The following is a 17949-nucleotide window of genomic DNA, read 5'->3' as shown; positions in this document are numbered from 1 at the left end:
AATATTATATTTTAAATTATGACAAAACATTTACACATGATGACCGTAGCAATGCTGTTAACAGCATGCTCTATCGTAAGCAACGCCACAGAGGCTAACACTTACAATCAGTTAACTAACACTTCAGAAGAGAACGTAATCAATGCAGATGACAACAAAACTGAGAAGTGTGTAGAATTTGTAGCTGGTACGGACAATGGTACAACAGGAACTCTTGGAGGTGGTTTTGTTTCAGACGAAATCAGCAAGGACGGTGTAAAGGTACATTGTAGCCGTGCATCATTCAAGAACAATCCCTACCGCTTCAACGGCTCGAGCACAACAACCATTTCAACAGAGACCGGCAACATCGTAAAGATTGAAATCGTTGGCGACGGACTGACAAAGCTCGTAGAGAATGGTGAGGGCGAATACAGCATCACCAAGAACTTAATCGTATGGACCGGCTCATCAAAGAGCGTATCATTCAAGAACAATAAGGACTGGGCTAACTACGCAGCTGCTACCAACATCCGTGTATACGTAGAATTGCCAGGTACAACTACAGGTATCGGTTCTGTCAACATGGATACAAACAAGGCTGGCAACAACGCTGTATACAATCTCAAGGGTCAGCGCGTCGACGGCAAGTCGCTGCCTAAGGGCATCTACATCAAGAACGGCAAGAAGTTCATGGTGAAATAAACAACATAGAACATCAACCTATAATGCTCATGACGAGCATAAATACGAAAAAGGCTGTTTCGGTATTGTCCGAAACAGCCTCTTATTATTTTAAAATTATTATTTTCCCATTTAATTAGCCCGACCTCATTGCGTTTTGACTTGCGCTCCGTCTTGCCTCAGTGGGAGGACAAACGATCATTTACCGTTGCCTTCTCCCCACATTCCTATTGCAGCACTGGCTGCAAATAGGGTCATCATCATTGTCATCAACATAACCTTTTTACCTTTAAAACCATTAAACCTATTAACTTCCAATACCTTTTATAAATCTACCTATTGACTTCTCTTTACCTATTGTCTTTGTTATCCCTTCTATGCAATCTTCTGCTTTACCTTTGACTCTACCTATCTGCTTTGTTATCCTTCTTGCAATCTTCTGTCTTTACCTTTGCTAATACTCAAGAGTCAGTGTTGTTATCTGAATCAATCACTTTTTACCTTTCTCAAGTCATCCTAATCTTCTACCTTCTCTATTGAAGAATATCCTGATAGTCTATTTACCTTAAATCTCTCAAATTTTCAATACCTTCATATAGTGTTGTCTTTCGAGGTTGCCTCACGGTTCCCTTGTTTTGACGATGCAAAGTTACAATTGTTTGCGTACACAACCAAGAGTTTACCCCTAAAAATGCATCTTTTCGTATGATTTTTGATGTATGTCAAAAGAAATGTGCACGCACACAATAATTTTACAATACAATATTTGCATTTTCTGTCGCTGAGGAATGCGAGTTGAGCGAGCAAGACAATCGTTGGGTCGAAATTCGCGAGTTTTGAGCGTGCAACTCATAAATTACTAATATACAGAGCATTACAGCTACTGCGACTGAAGATGTGCAATAACGTAGTGCATAAAAACAGTACATTGCAGTGTAAAACGAGTACTATTACGATGCAAATGTGGTCGTTTTGCAATGCAAATGTGGTCGTTTTACACTCCAAATGGAGTACATTTGACTTGCAACTGTAGTCCTTTTGCAATGCAAAAGGGGTACAAATGAAGAAAAACATGGTGTAGCCGCCAGTGCGAACCCATAAAAACAGCTACGGGAATCTCTATAATCGATTTTTGATTTGTAACAGTTTTTTACTGCTTGGATTATATTTGCATAGGGTACAAAAAAAACAAGAACAACATTGCCTACTCAATGCGAGTGAAGCAATGTTGTTCTTGTCATTATTTATAATGTCTGATTGCCAAGGCTACGACGCTTACGTCATATGCCTACTAATCTAATTATTCGTAAATCCAGCGACCGGTAGACTCAGCAGACTGAGCATCGGCTACACGCGAGATAGACAATGGAACGTCGTTGGCACGATAGTAAGCCACGAGCGTTACGTCGAACACGAGTGTAGAGTATGCTGCACCAGGTGTGGTAGACGAGCCGTAAGCCAACTGCTGCGGAATGATTACCTGCCAGCGGTCGCCGATGTGCATATACTGCAGAGCGGTGCTAAATCCGGTGACAACACCTTTCACGGCAAACTTCACAGGCATCATTGTTGTGAGGTCGTAATCGCCTGTCCACGACTGGTCGAACACCTTGCCGTTGGGATAACTGGCAGAAGGCAGCAGTCGTCCACTGTAGTGTACCTTCACAGAGTCGGTATAGAGCGGGCATCCCGAGCCGTTTCCAGCCTTGAGCACGTTCACGACGATATGGTCGTAAGAGTGGGTTGCCACCTTCTCGTCAATGTTGTAAGCGCGCAAAACCTTACAGCTTGCGTCACCGGCATCAGCCTTCTTCTTAGCCTCGGAATAAGTCTTGTCGAAGTAAGTAGCGTTGACGTTCTGCCAATCGGCATACTCCTCAACCTCGTCCGATGTCTCGCTGCACGAGGCAAGTCCTGCAATGAGAACCGCTACGAGCGCCGAGAGTGCGAAAATATTAAAATTCTTCATTCTTTATATTACTGTAATTTCTTGAGGAGACTGGTGATGCTCACCTTGTCCTCGATGATGCTCTGAAGCTGATCGATGCTTACACGCTCCTGCTCCATAGTGTCGCGGAAGCGAAGAGTAACGGTATTGTCCTTCAGAGTGTCATAGTCGACAGTCACGCAGTAAGGAGTTCCGACTGCATCCTGGCGACGATAGCGCTTACCGATAGTGTCCTTCTCATCATAATGAGTGTTGAAGTGGAACTTGAGGTTGTTCACTATCTCGCGAGCCTTCTCTGGCAGTCCGTCTTTCTTTACGAGTGGGAGCACAGCCAACTTCGTCGGAGCGAGTGCAGGAGGCAGAAGCAGAACGACGCGGGTCTCTCCGTTGTCGAGCTTTTCCTCACGATAAGAGTGGCACATGATGCTGAGGAACATGCGGTCAACGCCTATTGAGGTCTCAATTACATACGGAGTGTACGACTCTTTGGTCATCGGGTCGAAGTACTTGATTGAGCGACCAGAGAACTTCTCGTGCTGTGAGAGGTCGAAGTTTGTACGGCTATGAATGCCCTCAACCTCCTTGAATCCGAACGGCATGCGGAACTCGATGTCGGTAGCGGCGTTGGCGTAGTGGGCAAGTTTCTCGTGATCGTGGAAACGGTAGTTCTCTGCACCGAAGCCGAGAGTCTGGTGCCACTTCATACGGGTCTCCTTCCACTTCTGGAAGTATTCGAGTTCGGTGCCTGGCTGAACGAAGAACTGCATTTCCATCTGCTCAAACTCGCGCATACGGAAGATGAACTGACGTGCAACAATCTCGTTACGGAAAGCCTTACCAATCTGAGCGATACCGAAAGGAATCTTCATACGGCCAGTCTTCTGAACGTTGAGATAGTTGACGAAGATGCCCTGAGCAGTCTCAGGACGCAGATATACCTTCATTGCGCCTTCAGAAGTAGAACCCATTTCGGTAGAGAACATGAGGTTGAACTGGCGTACGTCGGTCCAGTTCTTGGTGCCGCTGATGGGGTCAACGATTTCCTCGTCCGCGATAATCAGCTTCAGCTCGGCAAGATCCGGACCCTGCATAGCCTTGGTATAACGTTCGTGCAGAGCGTCGCGCTTCTGCTGGTGCTCTATAACGCGTGCGTTGGTGGCACGGAACTGAGCCTCGTCGAACGAGTCGCCGAAACGCTTGCGTGCCTTGGTAATCTCCTTCTCAATCTTCTCATCATACTTTGCTATCTGATCCTCGATGAGAACGTCGGCACGGTAGCGCTTCTTTGAGTCGCGGTTGTCGATGAGTGGGTCGTTGAAAGCGTCAACGTGTCCGCTGGCCTTCCATATAGTAGGGTGCATGAATATGGCTGAGTCGATGCCCACGATGTTCTCGTGGAGGAGCACCATGCTCTGCCACCAGTATTGCTTGATGTTGTTCTTAAGCTCAACGCCGTTCTGTCCGTAGTCATATACTGCGCCCAGACCGTCATAGATTTCGCTGCTTGGGAATACGAAACCATACTCCTTGCAATGACTCACAATTTTCTTGAAAACGTCTTCTTGTGCCATTTTTTCTTTATTTTGTTATTCTGATATCTGTCCTAAATTCACTATAGGATGCAAAGTTACGCTTTTTTGGTTGATTTTCTTGTCTTTATGGAGTTAAATGTTATGAAACCCGAACATTTGCGCTTATCGTTTCGGGGTGAGATAAAACTCCTCGTATCGTTGCTGCATGCTGCGTATGGAGAAATTAAGGCGTGCATACTGCTGCGCCTTGTCGGCTATTCGGGTGCGGAAAGCGTCGTCATAAAGGCACTCGAAGATGCGGCGATAGTCGTCCAGGGCATTGCCGTGTGCCATAAGGGGCCAGTCGGGGGGCAGCGTATCGCGCAGTCCGGGAGCGTCGTTGGCTATGACGGGCAGACGGTTGATGCTTGCCTCCATCGAGAGCATGCTCAGTCCCTCAAATACCGAGGGCATAAACAGATAGTGGAACGATGCCAGATATGAAGGGAGTGAGTATATAGGCGGAAGAAGACGGGCGTTAGTGAGCGGCAGTCCGGTTTCGCCGCCTGCCAAAGTGTACTCCACGAGTGGGCGTTGGGAGCCGTCGCCAGCTATGGTGAAGAAGAAACGCTGGTCGGCAGACATCATGCGCAGCACGTCGCAAAGCACGTTCACGCCCTTCTGCGGTTCGAGTCGGCCGGCAAAGAGGATGTTCACCTTGCCCGGATGCAGCTGTGTCCATGGCTGCTGGGGCACCTCGCCCACCCCGTTATGTATTATCGGCGGCTCCGAGCCGAAACGTCCGGCATAGGCGTCGCGCACCGAATCGGATATGGCTACGTTAGACTGACGCTTTATGAACATACGTTCCACCCAGAGGGCTGTGCGTGGCAGTCCGGTCCAGAGCCTCGTATTGTGTATGGTGCGCACTATGCGTGTATGGTGAAAGAGCCACGGCATGAGTCTGACGCACACGTACAGAGCGAGGTCGGGGGTCTCGGTGTGGGTGTGTATGACGTCGGGGCGCAGTCGCAGCATAATATACAGCATGCGCAAGGGGAACAGCAGGGCTGCAATACGTTCCACAAGGAAGTGCCAACTGATGTCGGGTATCCACGAACGGTGGCACTTCACGCCGGCGGCGCGCAGCTCCGAGAGAAACTTGGGGGTGTAGTCTGAACGTCCGCGCAGTATCTCAACGACATGATATTCCATACCTTCGCTCGTAGACGCGGCTATGTTGGCGGCGACACGTTCGGCTCCGCCAAGGTCAAAATGGGTTATCAGATGTAAGATTCGCATAGTTTTATCTATCACTATTTATACAGGCTGTGCCTGAAATATACACGTATAGGCTGAAGGGCTACAGCAGATAGCCTACGATTATTGTTCCGTTCCACGCCCACAGCCATACCGTCAGCGCAGCAACGAGCAGTCGAAGCGCTCCCGAGGGGCTACGGCGCAGCAGATAGGCGGCACCTATAGGGAAGATGAATGCCCAGTGGGCGGTCATGATGTACACCTCGTTGAGTCCGAATCCGAAGCCCATGTGCATTGTCATGTCAAATATAAACCACGAAGCTACTACGAGGAAGAAGCGTTCGCGACGCGCCACCCATGCACTCACCACAAGCAGGAGTACGAGCACAGCCTCAACGACGTAATTAATAAAGGAACGATAGCCCACGAATACGGGGCGCTTCTGTTGCACATCCTCCATAAGGTGGTCGCGATGCAACTGCAACGACTCGCCCATAAGATTGTGTACTGCCGACTGCCAGCGCGATGTGGTCATGTCGCTCCATTCAAGCAGGGGCACCTTCTTGGTCATAGCCTCACCGTTTTGACGGCGAACGAACTCGTCGTGCTTCTTCAACCGCTCTATACGTGCAGGATCTTTCTTAGCCACATGCGCCTCAATGCGCTTGATGCTACGCTCCTGCGGGGCTATGATGATGTTCTGCGTACCTATATATATGGCTCCGAGTATGACGGTTGGCACCACGAACGACAGTATGCTGCGCAGCGTGAAGATGCGCTTTCCGTTGGCTATCCATGCTGCCAGCGCCACCTTGACGCCATTGGTGAGCGTAACGCCGGCGGTGAAGAAATACAGAACTGCCGACTGCCACAGCGGCATGCGTGTGCCGTGCAGCAAGTGCTTGCCTGTGACATAGAGCGTAAGCATGAGCAGGGGCAGCGACAGTGCGAAATGGTCGGGCACCATCGTTGCCACCATCACGTGCGCTATGCCGTAGAACATGGCTGTGAGCATGGCGGCATCCGAGCGGTTGGCACCTACAATATCGCGCAATATGCGGTGCAGAAGTACAGCTCCTGCCACGTCGCACACTATGAGCAGCACCGCCATGAGGAACGGTGCGAAGTTGAACTCGGTCGGTGGCATGAGCTGATGGTTGATCCAGTAGAGCGGCAGCAGCAGGAGCACGAAGAGCGGATGGCGCAACGAGTTCCAGTGCAGGCGCATGCACGAGATGAATATCAGCGAGAACACGTCGTAGCCCGACATGTTCAGGTGGTTGTAGAACACCGACCAGAAGCCCACATGTGCTCCACGTGTAAAGGAGTCGTAATGGGCATATATGAGCAATGCGTTGAGCAGGGTGAACACTATTGCGGCAACGAGTGCCACGGGGCGTTCTTCTTTTCTTATCAACATGTTTGTCAGCGATGAGTATTATGTGTTACTGTTAGTACAGATAGCCTACGATGAGCGTCACGTTCCACGCCCACAGCCACACGGCGAGCAATGCAAGCACGCCTTTCAGCGCAAGCTGGTAGCGGCGGCGACCCACGTTCTTTAGCAGGAATGCCACGGCTATAGGTAAGGCGTAAATCCAATGTGCCGACATGATGTACACCTCGTTGATGCCGAATCCCAATCCTATGTGCAGCACCATATCGAGAGCGAAATAAGACATGACAAGCCACATGAAGCGCGAGCGGCGTCCTGCCCATACTCCCAGCACAAAAAGAAGGGCTATAAGTCCCTCTACGGCGTAGTTGTACCAGTGGCGATAGTGTACTATCATAGGGCGCGACTTGAGCACATCGCCCAGCACATTATCTTGATGCAGCTGTATCGACTCGCCCAAAAGGTTCTCGACTATCGACTCCGAGCGCGAAGTGGTGATGTCAGTCCAGCCTATGAACTCGCCGTTGGCTATCGGTTTGCCGTTCTTGCGGCGACGTACGGGCTTCGGCTTTGCCTTGGCTATGGAGTCGCGCTGCACAGAGTCGCGGCGTAACGAGTCCATCTGCTCCACGGTAAACGATGCTATGCGAATGGAGTCCTGACGGTAGCGTTCGGCAGCTTCAGCCTTCTTCTTTGCCTCTTTGGCTGCCTTTGCCTTGGCACGTGCCGCCTTGGCAGCCACATCACGCGGCCATACGATGTGGTCATAGCTCATGCGTGCCGCTCCCCATGTGAGTGCGGCAGGCAGAAGAATGGCAAGGAAGAGAAACTTGGGGCGGAATATACGGAATCCGTTGACAAACAGATTCGACAGGTATATCTTCAGTCCGTTGTTGAGCGATGTTCCGGCTGTAAGGAAGAAGTAGAGTGCCGACTGCCAGATGGTGAGCTTGCGGCGGCGTATCATCAGTTTTCCGCTGACGTAGAGGGCAAGCAGCAACAGCATCATGGATATGATGAAGTGGTCGGGCACCATCGACGAGAGCATGACGAAGGCGAAACCGAAGAGCAAGAAAGTAAGCAGCGTTGAGTCGGTGCGGCTCACGCCCACTATCTCACGACAGATGCGATAGAGGAATATGGCTGCGTAGAAAGCCGAGAACAGCTGTATGGCTGTGACGATGAATATGGCGCAGTTGATGCCCGTAGCCCATATCAATGCCTGATTAATAAGATATGGCACGTACATGTAGAACGCCAACAGCGGATGGCGATAGACATTGTAGCCTGCCGTCCAATCGCTCACCACCGAATAGGTGATGGGGTCGAAGCCCGAAATGTGGAACTTGGATATGAACAGATGCCAATAGTGGGCGTTGAGCGGTGTGAACACGTCGTAATACTTGCACACGACGAGCGCATCCAATGCCAAAAACACCAGCAACAGCACTATTGCCAGCGCGCGTTCCTCACGCTTTATGCGAAAGAGCGACGTGAAAATCCTAACCAGGGGGTTGTCTTTTATATTCATATCAATATCTCAATTGTAGCTTTATTACTCGTTTTACTTTTTTACCTTTTTACTCTTTTACCTTTAAAAAGTATCTCACCAGCACGAAGTTGACTGGCACGCATACGGCAAACATCGGTATGGGTGCCAGTTGTTTGGACAGTCCCAACCAGATGAACAGATTGAGCGTGAGCATCTGAAGTACATAGTTGACGGCATGGCTTAGGGCGAAACCGGCTCCACGACGTGCCGAAGCCTTTACGCGGAACGTGTAGCGTGTTGATGCTACGAAGTTGAAGGCGAAGCTGACGGCATAGGCTATTGTCATGGCAAGCGTTGGGTTGAGCCACAGCACCAGCACGAAATATACTCCGTACTGTATCAGTGTGGCTGCGACACCTACTATGGCGAAGCGCAACACCTCGCCCATCTTACCGTCAAATTTATTCTGAATGTCTGTATACATTATATTATCAGGTTTTTACCTTTCGACAAAGGGGCGGTAGAAGGCATTGTCGGCGAAGGCAAGCAGTTCGCGGTCGCCACGACTGTCGCCATAGGCTTCTACTATGTACGAGGAGCGATTGCCGGCAAGATCGGGATATTCGGCAAGTACACGACGCACCTTCTCCGCACCGTAGCAGTTGTTGGTGAGGAAGCGGCCGGTGAGTAGTCCGTCGTCGTCTACCTCTACCTTGGTGCCTATCACACGAAAATCAGAACAACTTCCTACTATGAGCTGGTCGAAGAACGGACGCACCCAGTTGTCGATGCTCGCACTGACTATTGCCACAATACAGTTACGGGTAAACAGCTCGTGCAACTTTTCGAGAGCCAGCGGTCGCATCAGATGCTTGTTGTCGGCAGCAAAACGACGACACAGGTCGTCGAATTCGCTGAGCTTCATTCCGCGGAAATACCATGAAAATAGGTGCTGCTTGGCTCGCCAGTTGGCATACAGATGCAACTTCATCAACACCAGTATCGGACTGAACAGCACAAATCCCAACACAAAGCGCCACTTGCCGCAAGCATAGCGTATGAAGCACAGAAGGGTGTCGGCGGAGGTAAGCGTTCCGTCGAAATCAAACAGATACAGTCGTCGCATCATATCACGTATATCATAAGGAGGAACGATAGAATCCACGCCACTACTATAATCTGCGAGAAGTGGTCGCGCAGGATTATCTTGGTGGGGTCGCCACTCTTCTCGTCGACTACGGCTATCTGGATGTAGCGCAGCAGTCCCAGCAGCACGAATACGAACGTGAGGTATAGATATGGCGTGTCAAAACGCTCGCTCACCTCAGGCGACACGCAGTACATGATGTAGCATACGAGTGTCACGGAAGCGGTGATGGTGATGGCCTGGTTGATGAAGGTGAGATTGTAGCGCACGGTATTCTTGCGCGGTGCCTCGCCTGTCTCGTTCATGCGCAGCACGTCGTCGCGTCGCTTGGCAAACGACATGAACAGTGTGAGCAGGAAGGTCATGATGACAATCCAGTTGCTCAGCGCCAACTCGCAGGCGAAACCTCCTGCCAGTATGCGCAGCACAAATCCGAAGGCTACTATACACACGTCGAGAATGGCAAACTGCTTCAACTTGGAGCAATAGGCAAGGTTGAGCACATAGTAGAACACGATGACTGCCATGACCTGACTCATCACTTCGGGGGGGAGCAGGAACAATACACCCATACCGAGGCAGAACGTCAGAATCATGAGTATATAGCCCATGCGTATGCTGACTTCGCCCGAAGCTATCGGACGCAAGCACTTGACGGGATGATGGCGGTCGGCATCTACATCGACAATGTCGTTGTAGCAGTATATCGACGAGGCTATCAGACTGAAGGCGAAGAACGTCAGCACAGCGAGCCACACGCTGTGCAGGTCGAACAGTTCGCCACCAAAAAACATCGGGATAAAGACGAAGAAGTTCTTTATCCATTGCTTAGGGCGCGTAAGGCGCAGGATGCTGTTTATCATATTTGTTATTTTTTTAATTGTTTGTCTATAATCGGGCAGACACGAAGCCTATGGCGCGCTGCAACAGCCATGCTATGGGCAGCGTTATGGCTACGGTGATGAGGAAGGTGGGCCAATAGCCCATATGATAGGGCTGCACATACACAAGCACGAAGTGGATGTGGATGAGATAAGCCTCCAGACTCAAGGCTCCAACAAAGCGGAACGCACTGTTCACCCACTGCGGCGTGCGGCGGAAGATGCGGTTCATCACGAGCACCGTACACACAGTGAAGGGTATGTAAAGCATTCGCTCAACGAAGAGCGGGAAGTGGCCGTGACGCACTTGCTCAAGATAGAGGCACGTGCCGAATGTCATCAGGAATGTCAGTAGCAGCAGCCAGACTGACTCGCCGGGCAACTGACGGCGTGTGCGCACCAGCTCGCCGAAGTTGATGCCGATAAAGAAGATGGGCACACGACTCCAGAATATCTCCAGATGGCCCACCGCATGATGTATGGGCAGCACCCACTGCACCATGACACACCACACCACCATCAGCAACGGCAACCATCGGTAGATGGGGCGACTCTGCACAAGGCGCATATACCATGGCGCCACGAGATAGAGAGCCATGATGGCTGGTACGTACCAGAACGTAAGCTCGTCGTGAAGCCAGAAGTCCCAGTTGATGGTGATGTCGCCTATGAGGTCGACAATGCTGCGCGAGAAGCGACGCGCCCCAAGATAGTCGGGCAGATAGAACGCTGTAGCAACGACAAGCCATGTGGGCACTATGCGCAACAGGCGACGGCGGTAGAAGCGGCGCACGTCGGGTGTCTTCACCCACGAGAACCACAGCCCTACTCCACTCAGAAACAGGAATATGTCGACACCCACATTGCCACAACGCCGCAACCCGTAGAACTGGTCGCCACGGTCGAGAGCAACGTGGAAGAGTATGACGAAGAGCATTGCGGCTCCCATCTGCTCAGCACGAAATCGTGATATGTTACCTAATTCAATGTCGGGTATCTTCATTGCGCAACTTGAAGTTATGATAGAACCATGCCAATGCTATTGACGCTACGATATAGAGCAGCAATCCCGTATATACGTCGCCGTGGCGCGATATGGGGATGAATATCTTGCGTGTGATGGGATGCAGCACGAAGAGGGCTGCCGATATTGATCCCATCCAAGCTATCCACTTGTTTATCTTGGCTGGCGTGAGCTTGGCTATTCCTACTGATGCCGAGCACACAAAGAGCGGTGCCCACAGCCACATCTGGAAGTTGAAGCTGAAGAAGAACACGAGCACTATGCTAACAATGGTCTGTGTCACCCAGAAGGCGTGGCTAATCTGCTTGTTGCCATGACGGGCATAGAGCAGTCCGGCGCAGAACGGCAACACTCCGCCCATGAAGTTGTAGCGCACGCGGTTGAGCGTGTCGCCCTCGGGATCGCAGAATGCCTGCATAGCCCAACATATCACGATGAGCAGCAACGGGAAGATGTCGCCCTTGCGCCAAAGCAGCAGACGATAGACTATGTATAATTGCATCATGAGTCCGAAGAACCAGTATGGTCCGGGCCAGATTACGTGGTCGGGGTCGGGCATCATGTTGTTGAACATAAACAGCTGACCGAGTATGTCCATCACCTGATAGTTGTGACGACCTGGTGTAATGGCATCCACCATGGTGAAGATGACAAAACCTACTATCATCATCTTGAAGAGCTTGACATAATGATGGCTTACAAACGGTAGAAAGGCGGTCTGCTTTGCCGATGGCTTGCGGTCGCCACGGTTCTCATATTTCATCACCAGTCCGTAGGCTGAGAGAAAGAGAAAAACAGGCACGCCATAATGGCCGAAGAACGAGAGCAGATGGATGGGCAGATTCCAGTCGGGCGACATAATAGCCTGAATGAGCTGCGAACTCTTCGATATGGTGAAGGTATATTCGTTCTCCTTCACGGCAAAGCCAAGCCAGTGGCAATAGTTGTGAAGGAAAATTCCTATGATGGCAAGTCCGCGCAAGGCGGAACATTCGGTGCGGGTGAGCATGTTCTTGAGTTTTGAATTTTGAGTTTTGAGTTATTCTAATTCAACTTGTCGTAGTCGGCTGAATTCTTGAGTATTCGCGGACGTGACTCGTCGTAGTGCGGTGACAGCAGATTGAGTCTGTCCTGATATTCGGGACACGAAATTCCGGCAAGATATAGTAGCAGGTGGGGCAATGCGTCGGTCATATATCGACGGTTGCGCGATGCCATTATCTCGTGGAATATTTCCGGACGACGGCGTATGTACTTGCGCGAACACCATATCCACATCGATATGTCAAACTCGGCGTGAGCAAGACGGGCGTCTACCTTGGCAGAGTGCATTCGGCAGAAGAAGTGCATATCGCCCTCGTAGCATTCCTCGCCATGGTCGGGAACATAGAGCACAATGGCATCGTCGTTCTCAAACTTCTTCACTATCTCGGTCACGACAGAGTCGTTGTAGAGTATGGCATTATCGTAGTCGGCAAGTATCTGACGCTCGCGGGCGTTGAGATTTGGCTTGAGTTCCTTGTAGTCGTTGCCGTGGAAGTGCTTGCGATTCCTTGGCGAGCGCTGACGATATGCCACATGCTGACCCAAAAGATGGAATATGATGAGATTGTTTTCGCCGTTCTGTCCCTGCAGCTCGTCATAATCCTTGAGAAGGTCCTCATCAAACTCGTGCAACTTGGTGTTGCGAGTGTCAAACTGTGCCGCACTCAGCTTCGGGTTGTTCAAGAAGAAACCGCCACTGAAGTCGTACACAGCCTCGCCCGCCTTAGGCAGAAACTGGTTGGTGATAAAGGTAACGTGATAGCCTGCCTTGCGGAACACAGCAGGGAAAAGCGGATAGTCGCACCACTCGCCCTTGTCGCCTACGGTGTAGAGCGAGAAGATATGCTTGAAGACAAAGCTCGTAAGATTCCACGGACTCACTACGTCGGTATATTTCACAAGTCTGCCCTGCTTCTCAAGCTTCTGCTGACGTGGCGTAGTAGGCATGCTGTAGCCATACTGTGCAGAGTGATGGCGGTTGTAGCTCTCGCCTATGATAAGCACGATATTTGGCGAGCGGAACGAACAAGAGTCGACCTTCACCTTGTCTACTCTTGCCACCAAGCGGTCCACCTGCTTTGCGGTGAGCGTATTGGCGTATATACTGAACGCCAATCGGTAGACGGGCTGGTAAAGGTTGGCTTTGTCCTTCTCTGTAAGCGTATGCTCTACTTCGCCTATTGTACGGCCCGACATCAACTTGATGAAGGCAGCCTTGTTGTGAATGCTGTAGCACGTCGACACAACAAGCAATATAAGCACAGCCCACTGACTTACGGGACGCACTCGCTTAAACATCAGTCCGAAACGGTCGAGCAGCGACCAGAACAGACGACACCAATTCTTTGGTACAAAGTGAGGAAAGCGCAGCTGCAACGTCACAAGCAGATGTATGAACATAAGCAACACCACCCATCCCACGTTGCTGAACAATATGTCGGGCGCCACACATGAACGCAAGAACTCGCCTGCTTCGCGGGTGTCGGTTTCGCCTACAAGCAATAGCATCGTAGGTGTGAGCGACGAATGGAACTTGACAAAACAATAGACATCGACCAATGCCGTCACATACAGTATGAAATAGAATATGCCACGCACCCATGGACGCACACGACGGGGCAGCAACGTGAGCACCAAGGTAAGCATATATACATCGAGAAAGAGTTCGGGAAACAGGTTCTTGTACAGATGTGCTCCTCGAACATCAGGCAATGTCGCCCAGGCGCATATACATCCAAGGACATACATGAACACAAAAAAAGGGGCATTGCAACGCAACGGTTCTGACACAAGAGCCACGAATCGGCGCATCATTTGTAAGTATCTCATTCGAATGTTGATTTATTTTACGCAAATTTACATATCTTTTTTCAATTATGGAGCTTAAAACAACCAATTATAGAACCTATAGACATAAAAAAAGGTGCCTTCCTTGCGGAAAACACCCATAATATTTGTTTTTTTTGACTATTACGTCTTGTATAGCTAAGCGTTGCCGAATTACTCAGCAATCTTAACTGTAGCACGACGGTTGTAAGAAACCGGTGAGAGGTCGCTTACACCACCCTTACCCTGTGTAGAAATCTTGTCGCGGTTAACACCCATCTTAACAAGCTCGCTAGCTACAGTCTCAGCACGACGCTCAGAGAGACTCTGGTTGTAATCAGCTGCACCAGTAGCGCTGTCAGCATAACCTGTTACTACGAGGTTTGAGTTGTTCTCCTTAGCATAGTCGGCAAGCGACTGGATGTTAACGAGGTCCTTACGTGAAGCAATGTTTGACTTGTTGATGTTGAAGAATACTGACAACGGAGTGTTGCTGTAGTTCTTAACGATAGGAGCCGGCTCTTCCTTCTTCACAGAAAGAAGGTTCTTCAGACGAGCGTTCTCTGCATTAGCATCGTTGAGCTGTGCATTGAGGGCATCAATCTGGCTCTGTGAGAGAGCCTTGATAGCGTCTACGTCAGGAGTCTTGCTCCAAGTGCCCTTACCAAGGTTGAATGTAAGACCAACTTCAGCATAGAGCTTATTGTCGTGGCAATCCCAACCACGGTTGCCTACACCGCTTGTCACACCGTCGAAATCACTCTCAGCCCAGTTCCAACCAAGCTCGAAGTTGACAGCAACCTTATTGCTTACACGGAATGTGTTGAGGATACCTGCAGAGAGGTTCATTGCATAGCAATTGTAGTCACAGTTACGGCTGATACCACCACCAACAAAAGGAATGAAGTTCCATACACGTGTCGGATTGTAACCGTAAATCATATTGCTGAGGTTGAAGAGTATGTTCTCGTTGAGAGTCCAGTACTTGTTAGAGTGCTTGTTCTCGTCGATTACAGTACGACCCCAAACGCCAGAGAACTTAGTACGAAGACCAAGACCCGGTGTGAACCACTTACCAACAGCTACAGACAATCCAGGAGCAGAACGGAAACTCTTGAACGGACTGCGTGAAAGTCCAGCACCATGCTCTTCGTTTGAATAGAAAGCGTTCCAGTCAGCACCTGCCTGAATAAACCAATTGCTCCAGAATGAGTTTGTTGCAACGCTGTACTTCTGTACTGGGTCTGTTGTTGTATCCTGAGCCATTGAGCTCATAGTCAGACCACACATTGCTAAAACTAAAAATAACTTTTTCATAACCTTTATTAAATTAACAATCTTATATTTTTCCTTTTTTCCTTTCGAATAAATGCTAAAGGGCATATTCCCTATCAAATTTTGCGCAAAGTTACTAATAAAAACCAAATAAGCATACTATTTTGACAAGATTATTGTCAGAATGGCTAAAAAAGATAAATAACGAATATTCTTTCAAACATTCATTTTGTCTCTAACCAAGCATACGCTGTATTTCAGTCTGCCGCAGAATAGAAAGTATCTTGCTACCATCGGGTGCATAGTTGAAGTTGGAGCACGCAAAGAGGTCGTTTACGATATTTTCCATCTCTTCATTGCCAAGCACCTGACCATAAGCTACAGCGGCACTGCGAGCCAGACATAATGCCACAGTATGAGTAGCATGATCAAGTGCCGAACTGGTATTGTCGGCTGACGAGGCTACAATGTCCTGCACAAGCGACACGTAGTCGAGACCGTCAAGTCCTGAAGGAACTCCACAGATGGAATACACACCGCCTCCAAGTTCACTCAAATCGAAACCTGCCGACTTCAATTCGGGCAACAGTTGCTGCATAATGACATCTTCCGACTGGGCAAACTGCACTGTCTCCGGAAACATCAACTTTTGTGTAGCCGACTTGTGCGCTTTTATCTGCTCGGTATATCGCTCGTACAATATGCGCATATGAGCACGGTGCTGGTCGACAATCATCAGCCCCGACTTAACAGCTGTCATTATATACTGACCCTTATATTGATAATGTACTGGCGATTTATCCTCTATCGGTGATGCAAACACTGCAGACGGAACTTCTGCCTGAGCCATACTTGATGCAATAGGCACGTCGGCTGAAGGTGTCGACATATTGACAGATGGTATAGGCTGACTGCTTTGTGTGGCTACGGGCTGAAGGTCGGGTATGTCGGGCATTGGTTCCATTATGCTCTTGTTGGCCTTCGACCCTACTATCACGTCGTTGCTGCCATCGAACAGCGAGGTCTGACGCTGACGTGACGTGCTGCTCTCCAATCCGTCGAACATTCGTTCCCACTCCGACGGAGCCGAACGGCGGACAGACGGTTCGTTGAACGGATTGTACGAGGGATTGTACTGCAACTTGGGTGCACGCACCTCTTCTGCCGACCCCAATGCGGGGATTTCAGGCTGTCCCTCGGTGTCAAACTCAATGGCTGTTACGTCGCTGAACATTCCTACAGCATCTTTCACTGCCGCTGCAAGAATCTGCCATATTGTAGGCTCGTTCTCAAACTTTATTTCGGTCTTTGTCGGGTGTATGTTTACGTCGATGTCTTCGGGCTTGACGGTGAAATATATGAAATACGGCACCTGGTCGCCTTCGGGCACAAGTCGCTCGTAGGCTGTCATCACTGCTTTGTGGAAGTAGGGATGCTTCATGTAGCGGCCGTTGACGAAAAAGTATTGGCGCGCTCCCTTACGTCGTGCCGACTCGGGTTTGCCTATGAATCCTGTTAGTTTGCACATCGTGGTGTCGATGTCAATAGGCAGGAGGTGCTGGTTTATCTTCTTGCCGAACACGTCTACTATGCGCTGACGCAGACCGGCAGCCTTCAGATTGTACAACTCGTTGTCGTTGTTATAGAGTGTGAATGCCACGTCGGGATTGACAAGGGCTATACGTTCAAAGGCAGTGACAATATTGTTGAGTTCTGTAGCATTCGACTTGAGGAACTTGCGCCTCACGGGAACGTTGTAGAAGAGGTTTTCCACCATAAAATTGCTGCCCACTGCACACGAACATGCCTCCTGCGACACAAAGCGCGACCCTGCCAATGAGAGTTGTGTGCCTAAGTCGTCGTCAGCCATGCGTGTCTTGAGCGTCACCTGCGCCACAGCGGCTATCGAGGCGAGTGCCTCACCGCGAAATCCCATCGTGTGCAGATTGAAAAGGTCGTCGGCCTTGCGTATCTTACTTGTAGCGTGGCGCTCAAACGAGAGTCGGGCGTCGGTCTCCGACATTCCCTTACCGTTATCTATCACCTGTATCGAAGTGCGACCCGAATCGACACACACCACCTGTATAGACGTAGCTCCTGCGTCAATCGAGTTCTCGACAAGTTCCTTAATGACACTTGCAGGACGCTGTATCACCTCGCCTGCCGCAATCTGATTGGCCACTGAATCGGGCAACAGTTGTATTATATCACTCATAGGGTTTTACAGTTTGATTAATATAACAGCAAGTAGGAAAGCAAGTATTACCACTATCATGACTCCTATCATGAGGAGCAATCCTCTGCCATGTCGGCGGCTTCGTCCACGACTGGCATGCTGTGCTTCCTCTTCAAGCGAGCGTTGCGCCAACACATCTGGCGGAACGCCACGACGCAGGTTGTCTATCAGGTCGCGGCGCTCATTACTGAAGCGCATTGTATAGTGAAAGCCGCGTGGACGGCGGTTGAAAAAATACATGCTTT

General features: G+C 50.0%; 15 protein-coding genes. 1 reads left to right on the top strand and 14 read right to left on the bottom strand.

The annotated features are described in order from the left end of the window. Positions 1 to 18 precede the first annotated feature (18 nt). The gene (locus tag I6E38_RS01125; protein ID WP_235392254.1) at positions 19 to 684 is read left to right on the top strand and encodes a hypothetical protein; all 666 of its coding nucleotides are present in this window, start codon (positions 19 to 21) and stop codon (positions 682 to 684) included. Between the two features lie 1279 nt (positions 685 to 1963). On the opposite strand, the gene I6E38_RS01120 is transcribed toward I6E38_RS01125, so the two are convergent. The 14 genes from I6E38_RS01120 to I6E38_RS01055 all read right to left on the bottom strand — a co-directional run bounded on the left by I6E38_RS01120 (position 1964) and on the right by I6E38_RS01055 (position 17944). Further along, positions 1964 to 2632: a BamJ family beta-barrel-assembly machinery protein gene (locus tag I6E38_RS01120; protein ID WP_235392253.1), complete on the bottom strand. Its 669-nt coding sequence runs from the start codon at positions 2630 to 2632 to the stop codon at positions 1964 to 1966. Positions 2633 to 2640: 8 nt separating this feature from the next. Then, the gene (locus I6E38_RS01115) at positions 2641 to 4182 is read right to left on the bottom strand and encodes a glycine--tRNA ligase (RefSeq protein ID WP_235392252.1); all 1542 of its coding nucleotides are present in this window, start codon (positions 4180 to 4182) and stop codon (positions 2641 to 2643) included. A gap of 123 nt (positions 4183 to 4305) precedes the next feature. Next, positions 4306 to 5424, bottom strand: a complete 1119-nt coding sequence (locus I6E38_RS01110; protein ID WP_235392251.1) for a glycosyltransferase family 4 protein — start codon at positions 5422 to 5424, stop codon at positions 4306 to 4308. A 61-nt stretch (positions 5425 to 5485) separates the two neighbouring features. Further along, the gene (locus tag I6E38_RS01105) at positions 5486 to 6802 is read right to left on the bottom strand and encodes a DUF6080 domain-containing protein (RefSeq protein ID WP_235392250.1); all 1317 of its coding nucleotides are present in this window, start codon (positions 6800 to 6802) and stop codon (positions 5486 to 5488) included. Between the two features lie 31 nt (positions 6803 to 6833). After that, on the bottom strand, positions 6834 to 8309 hold the full coding sequence (locus I6E38_RS01100; protein ID WP_235392249.1) for a DUF6080 domain-containing protein: 1476 nt from the start codon (positions 8307 to 8309) through the stop codon (positions 6834 to 6836). A gap of 49 nt (positions 8310 to 8358) precedes the next feature. Then, positions 8359 to 8754 carry a GtrA family protein gene (locus I6E38_RS01095; RefSeq protein WP_235392248.1) on the bottom strand — a complete coding sequence of 132 codons (396 nt, stop codon included), beginning with the start codon at positions 8752 to 8754 and terminating at the stop codon, positions 8359 to 8361. Positions 8755 to 8769: 15 nt separating this feature from the next. Further along, positions 8770 to 9399, bottom strand: a complete 630-nt coding sequence (locus tag I6E38_RS01090) for an HAD family hydrolase (RefSeq protein ID WP_337395553.1) — start codon at positions 9397 to 9399, stop codon at positions 8770 to 8772. Further along, on the bottom strand, positions 9396 to 10277 hold the full coding sequence (locus I6E38_RS01085) for a decaprenyl-phosphate phosphoribosyltransferase (RefSeq protein WP_235392336.1): 882 nt from the start codon (positions 10275 to 10277) through the stop codon (positions 9396 to 9398). Before I6E38_RS01085 ends, I6E38_RS01090 begins: the two co-directional genes overlap by 4 nt. A 28-nt stretch (positions 10278 to 10305) precedes the next feature. Then, complete coding sequence (locus tag I6E38_RS01080; protein WP_235392247.1) at positions 10306 to 11301, bottom strand: acyltransferase family protein; 996 nt, start codon at positions 11299 to 11301, stop codon at positions 10306 to 10308. Continuing rightward, positions 11282 to 12331: an acyltransferase family protein gene (locus tag I6E38_RS01075; RefSeq protein WP_235392246.1), complete on the bottom strand. Its 1050-nt coding sequence runs from the start codon at positions 12329 to 12331 to the stop codon at positions 11282 to 11284. The genes I6E38_RS01080 and I6E38_RS01075 overlap by 20 nt, the downstream gene beginning before the upstream one ends. Before the next feature lie 35 nt (positions 12332 to 12366). After that, positions 12367 to 14196, bottom strand: a complete 1830-nt coding sequence (locus tag I6E38_RS01070) for a phosphoethanolamine transferase (RefSeq protein WP_235392245.1) — start codon at positions 14194 to 14196, stop codon at positions 12367 to 12369. Positions 14197 to 14367: 171 nt separating this feature from the next. After that, the gene (locus I6E38_RS01065) at positions 14368 to 15510 is read right to left on the bottom strand and encodes an OmpA family protein (RefSeq protein WP_235392244.1); all 1143 of its coding nucleotides are present in this window, start codon (positions 15508 to 15510) and stop codon (positions 14368 to 14370) included. A 193-nt stretch (positions 15511 to 15703) separates the two neighbouring features. After that, positions 15704 to 17683, bottom strand: coding sequence for a DNA mismatch repair endonuclease MutL (gene mutL, locus I6E38_RS01060; RefSeq protein WP_235392243.1), 1980 nt, complete (start codon positions 17681 to 17683; stop codon positions 15704 to 15706). Positions 17684 to 17689: 6 nt separating this feature from the next. Continuing rightward, complete coding sequence (locus I6E38_RS01055) at positions 17690 to 17944, bottom strand: hypothetical protein (RefSeq protein ID WP_235392242.1); 255 nt, start codon at positions 17942 to 17944, stop codon at positions 17690 to 17692. Between the last annotated feature and the right edge of the window lie 5 nt (positions 17945 to 17949).

It is taken from the genome of Leyella stercorea, from assembly GCF_021531355.1.
Lineage (GTDB): Bacteria > Bacteroidota > Bacteroidia > Bacteroidales > Bacteroidaceae > Prevotella.
This window is presented reverse-complemented; position numbering and strand designations above follow the sequence as displayed.

What these genes read in the sequence shown, in the direction of transcription:
- I6E38_RS01065 (WP_235392244.1), bottom strand. Translation starts at nt 15,510, where the DNA reads ATGAAAAAGTTATTTTTAGTTTTAGCAATGTGTGGTCTGACTATGAGC.
- I6E38_RS01075 (WP_235392246.1), bottom strand. Translation starts at nt 12,331, where the DNA reads ATGCTCACCCGCACCGAATGTTCCGCCTTGCGCGGACTTGCCATCATA.
- I6E38_RS01055 (WP_235392242.1), bottom strand. Translation starts at nt 17,944, where the DNA reads ATGTATTTTTTCAACCGCCGTCCACGCGGCTTTCACTATACAATGCGC.
- I6E38_RS01070 (WP_235392245.1), bottom strand. Translation starts at nt 14,196, where the DNA reads ATGAGATACTTACAAATGATGCGCCGATTCGTGGCTCTTGTGTCAGAA.
- I6E38_RS01115 (WP_235392252.1), bottom strand. Translation starts at nt 4,182, where the DNA reads ATGGCACAAGAAGACGTTTTCAAGAAAATTGTGAGTCATTGCAAGGAG.
- I6E38_RS01080 (WP_235392247.1), bottom strand. Translation starts at nt 11,301, where the DNA reads ATGAAGATACCCGACATTGAATTAGGTAACATATCACGATTTCGTGCT.
- I6E38_RS01125 (WP_235392254.1), top strand. Translation starts at nt 19, where the DNA reads ATGACAAAACATTTACACATGATGACCGTAGCAATGCTGTTAACAGCA.
- I6E38_RS01105 (WP_235392250.1), bottom strand. Translation starts at nt 6,802, where the DNA reads ATGTTGATAAGAAAAGAAGAACGCCCCGTGGCACTCGTTGCCGCAATA.
- I6E38_RS01090 (WP_337395553.1), bottom strand. Translation starts at nt 9,399, where the DNA reads ATGATGCGACGACTGTATCTGTTTGATTTCGACGGAACGCTTACCTCC.
- I6E38_RS01120 (WP_235392253.1), bottom strand. Translation starts at nt 2,632, where the DNA reads ATGAAGAATTTTAATATTTTCGCACTCTCGGCGCTCGTAGCGGTTCTC.
- I6E38_RS01100 (WP_235392249.1), bottom strand. Translation starts at nt 8,309, where the DNA reads ATGAATATAAAAGACAACCCCCTGGTTAGGATTTTCACGTCGCTCTTT.
- mutL (WP_235392243.1), bottom strand. Translation starts at nt 17,683, where the DNA reads ATGAGTGATATAATACAACTGTTGCCCGATTCAGTGGCCAATCAGATT.
- I6E38_RS01095 (WP_235392248.1), bottom strand. Translation starts at nt 8,754, where the DNA reads ATGTATACAGACATTCAGAATAAATTTGACGGTAAGATGGGCGAGGTG.
- I6E38_RS01110 (WP_235392251.1), bottom strand. Translation starts at nt 5,424, where the DNA reads ATGCGAATCTTACATCTGATAACCCATTTTGACCTTGGCGGAGCCGAA.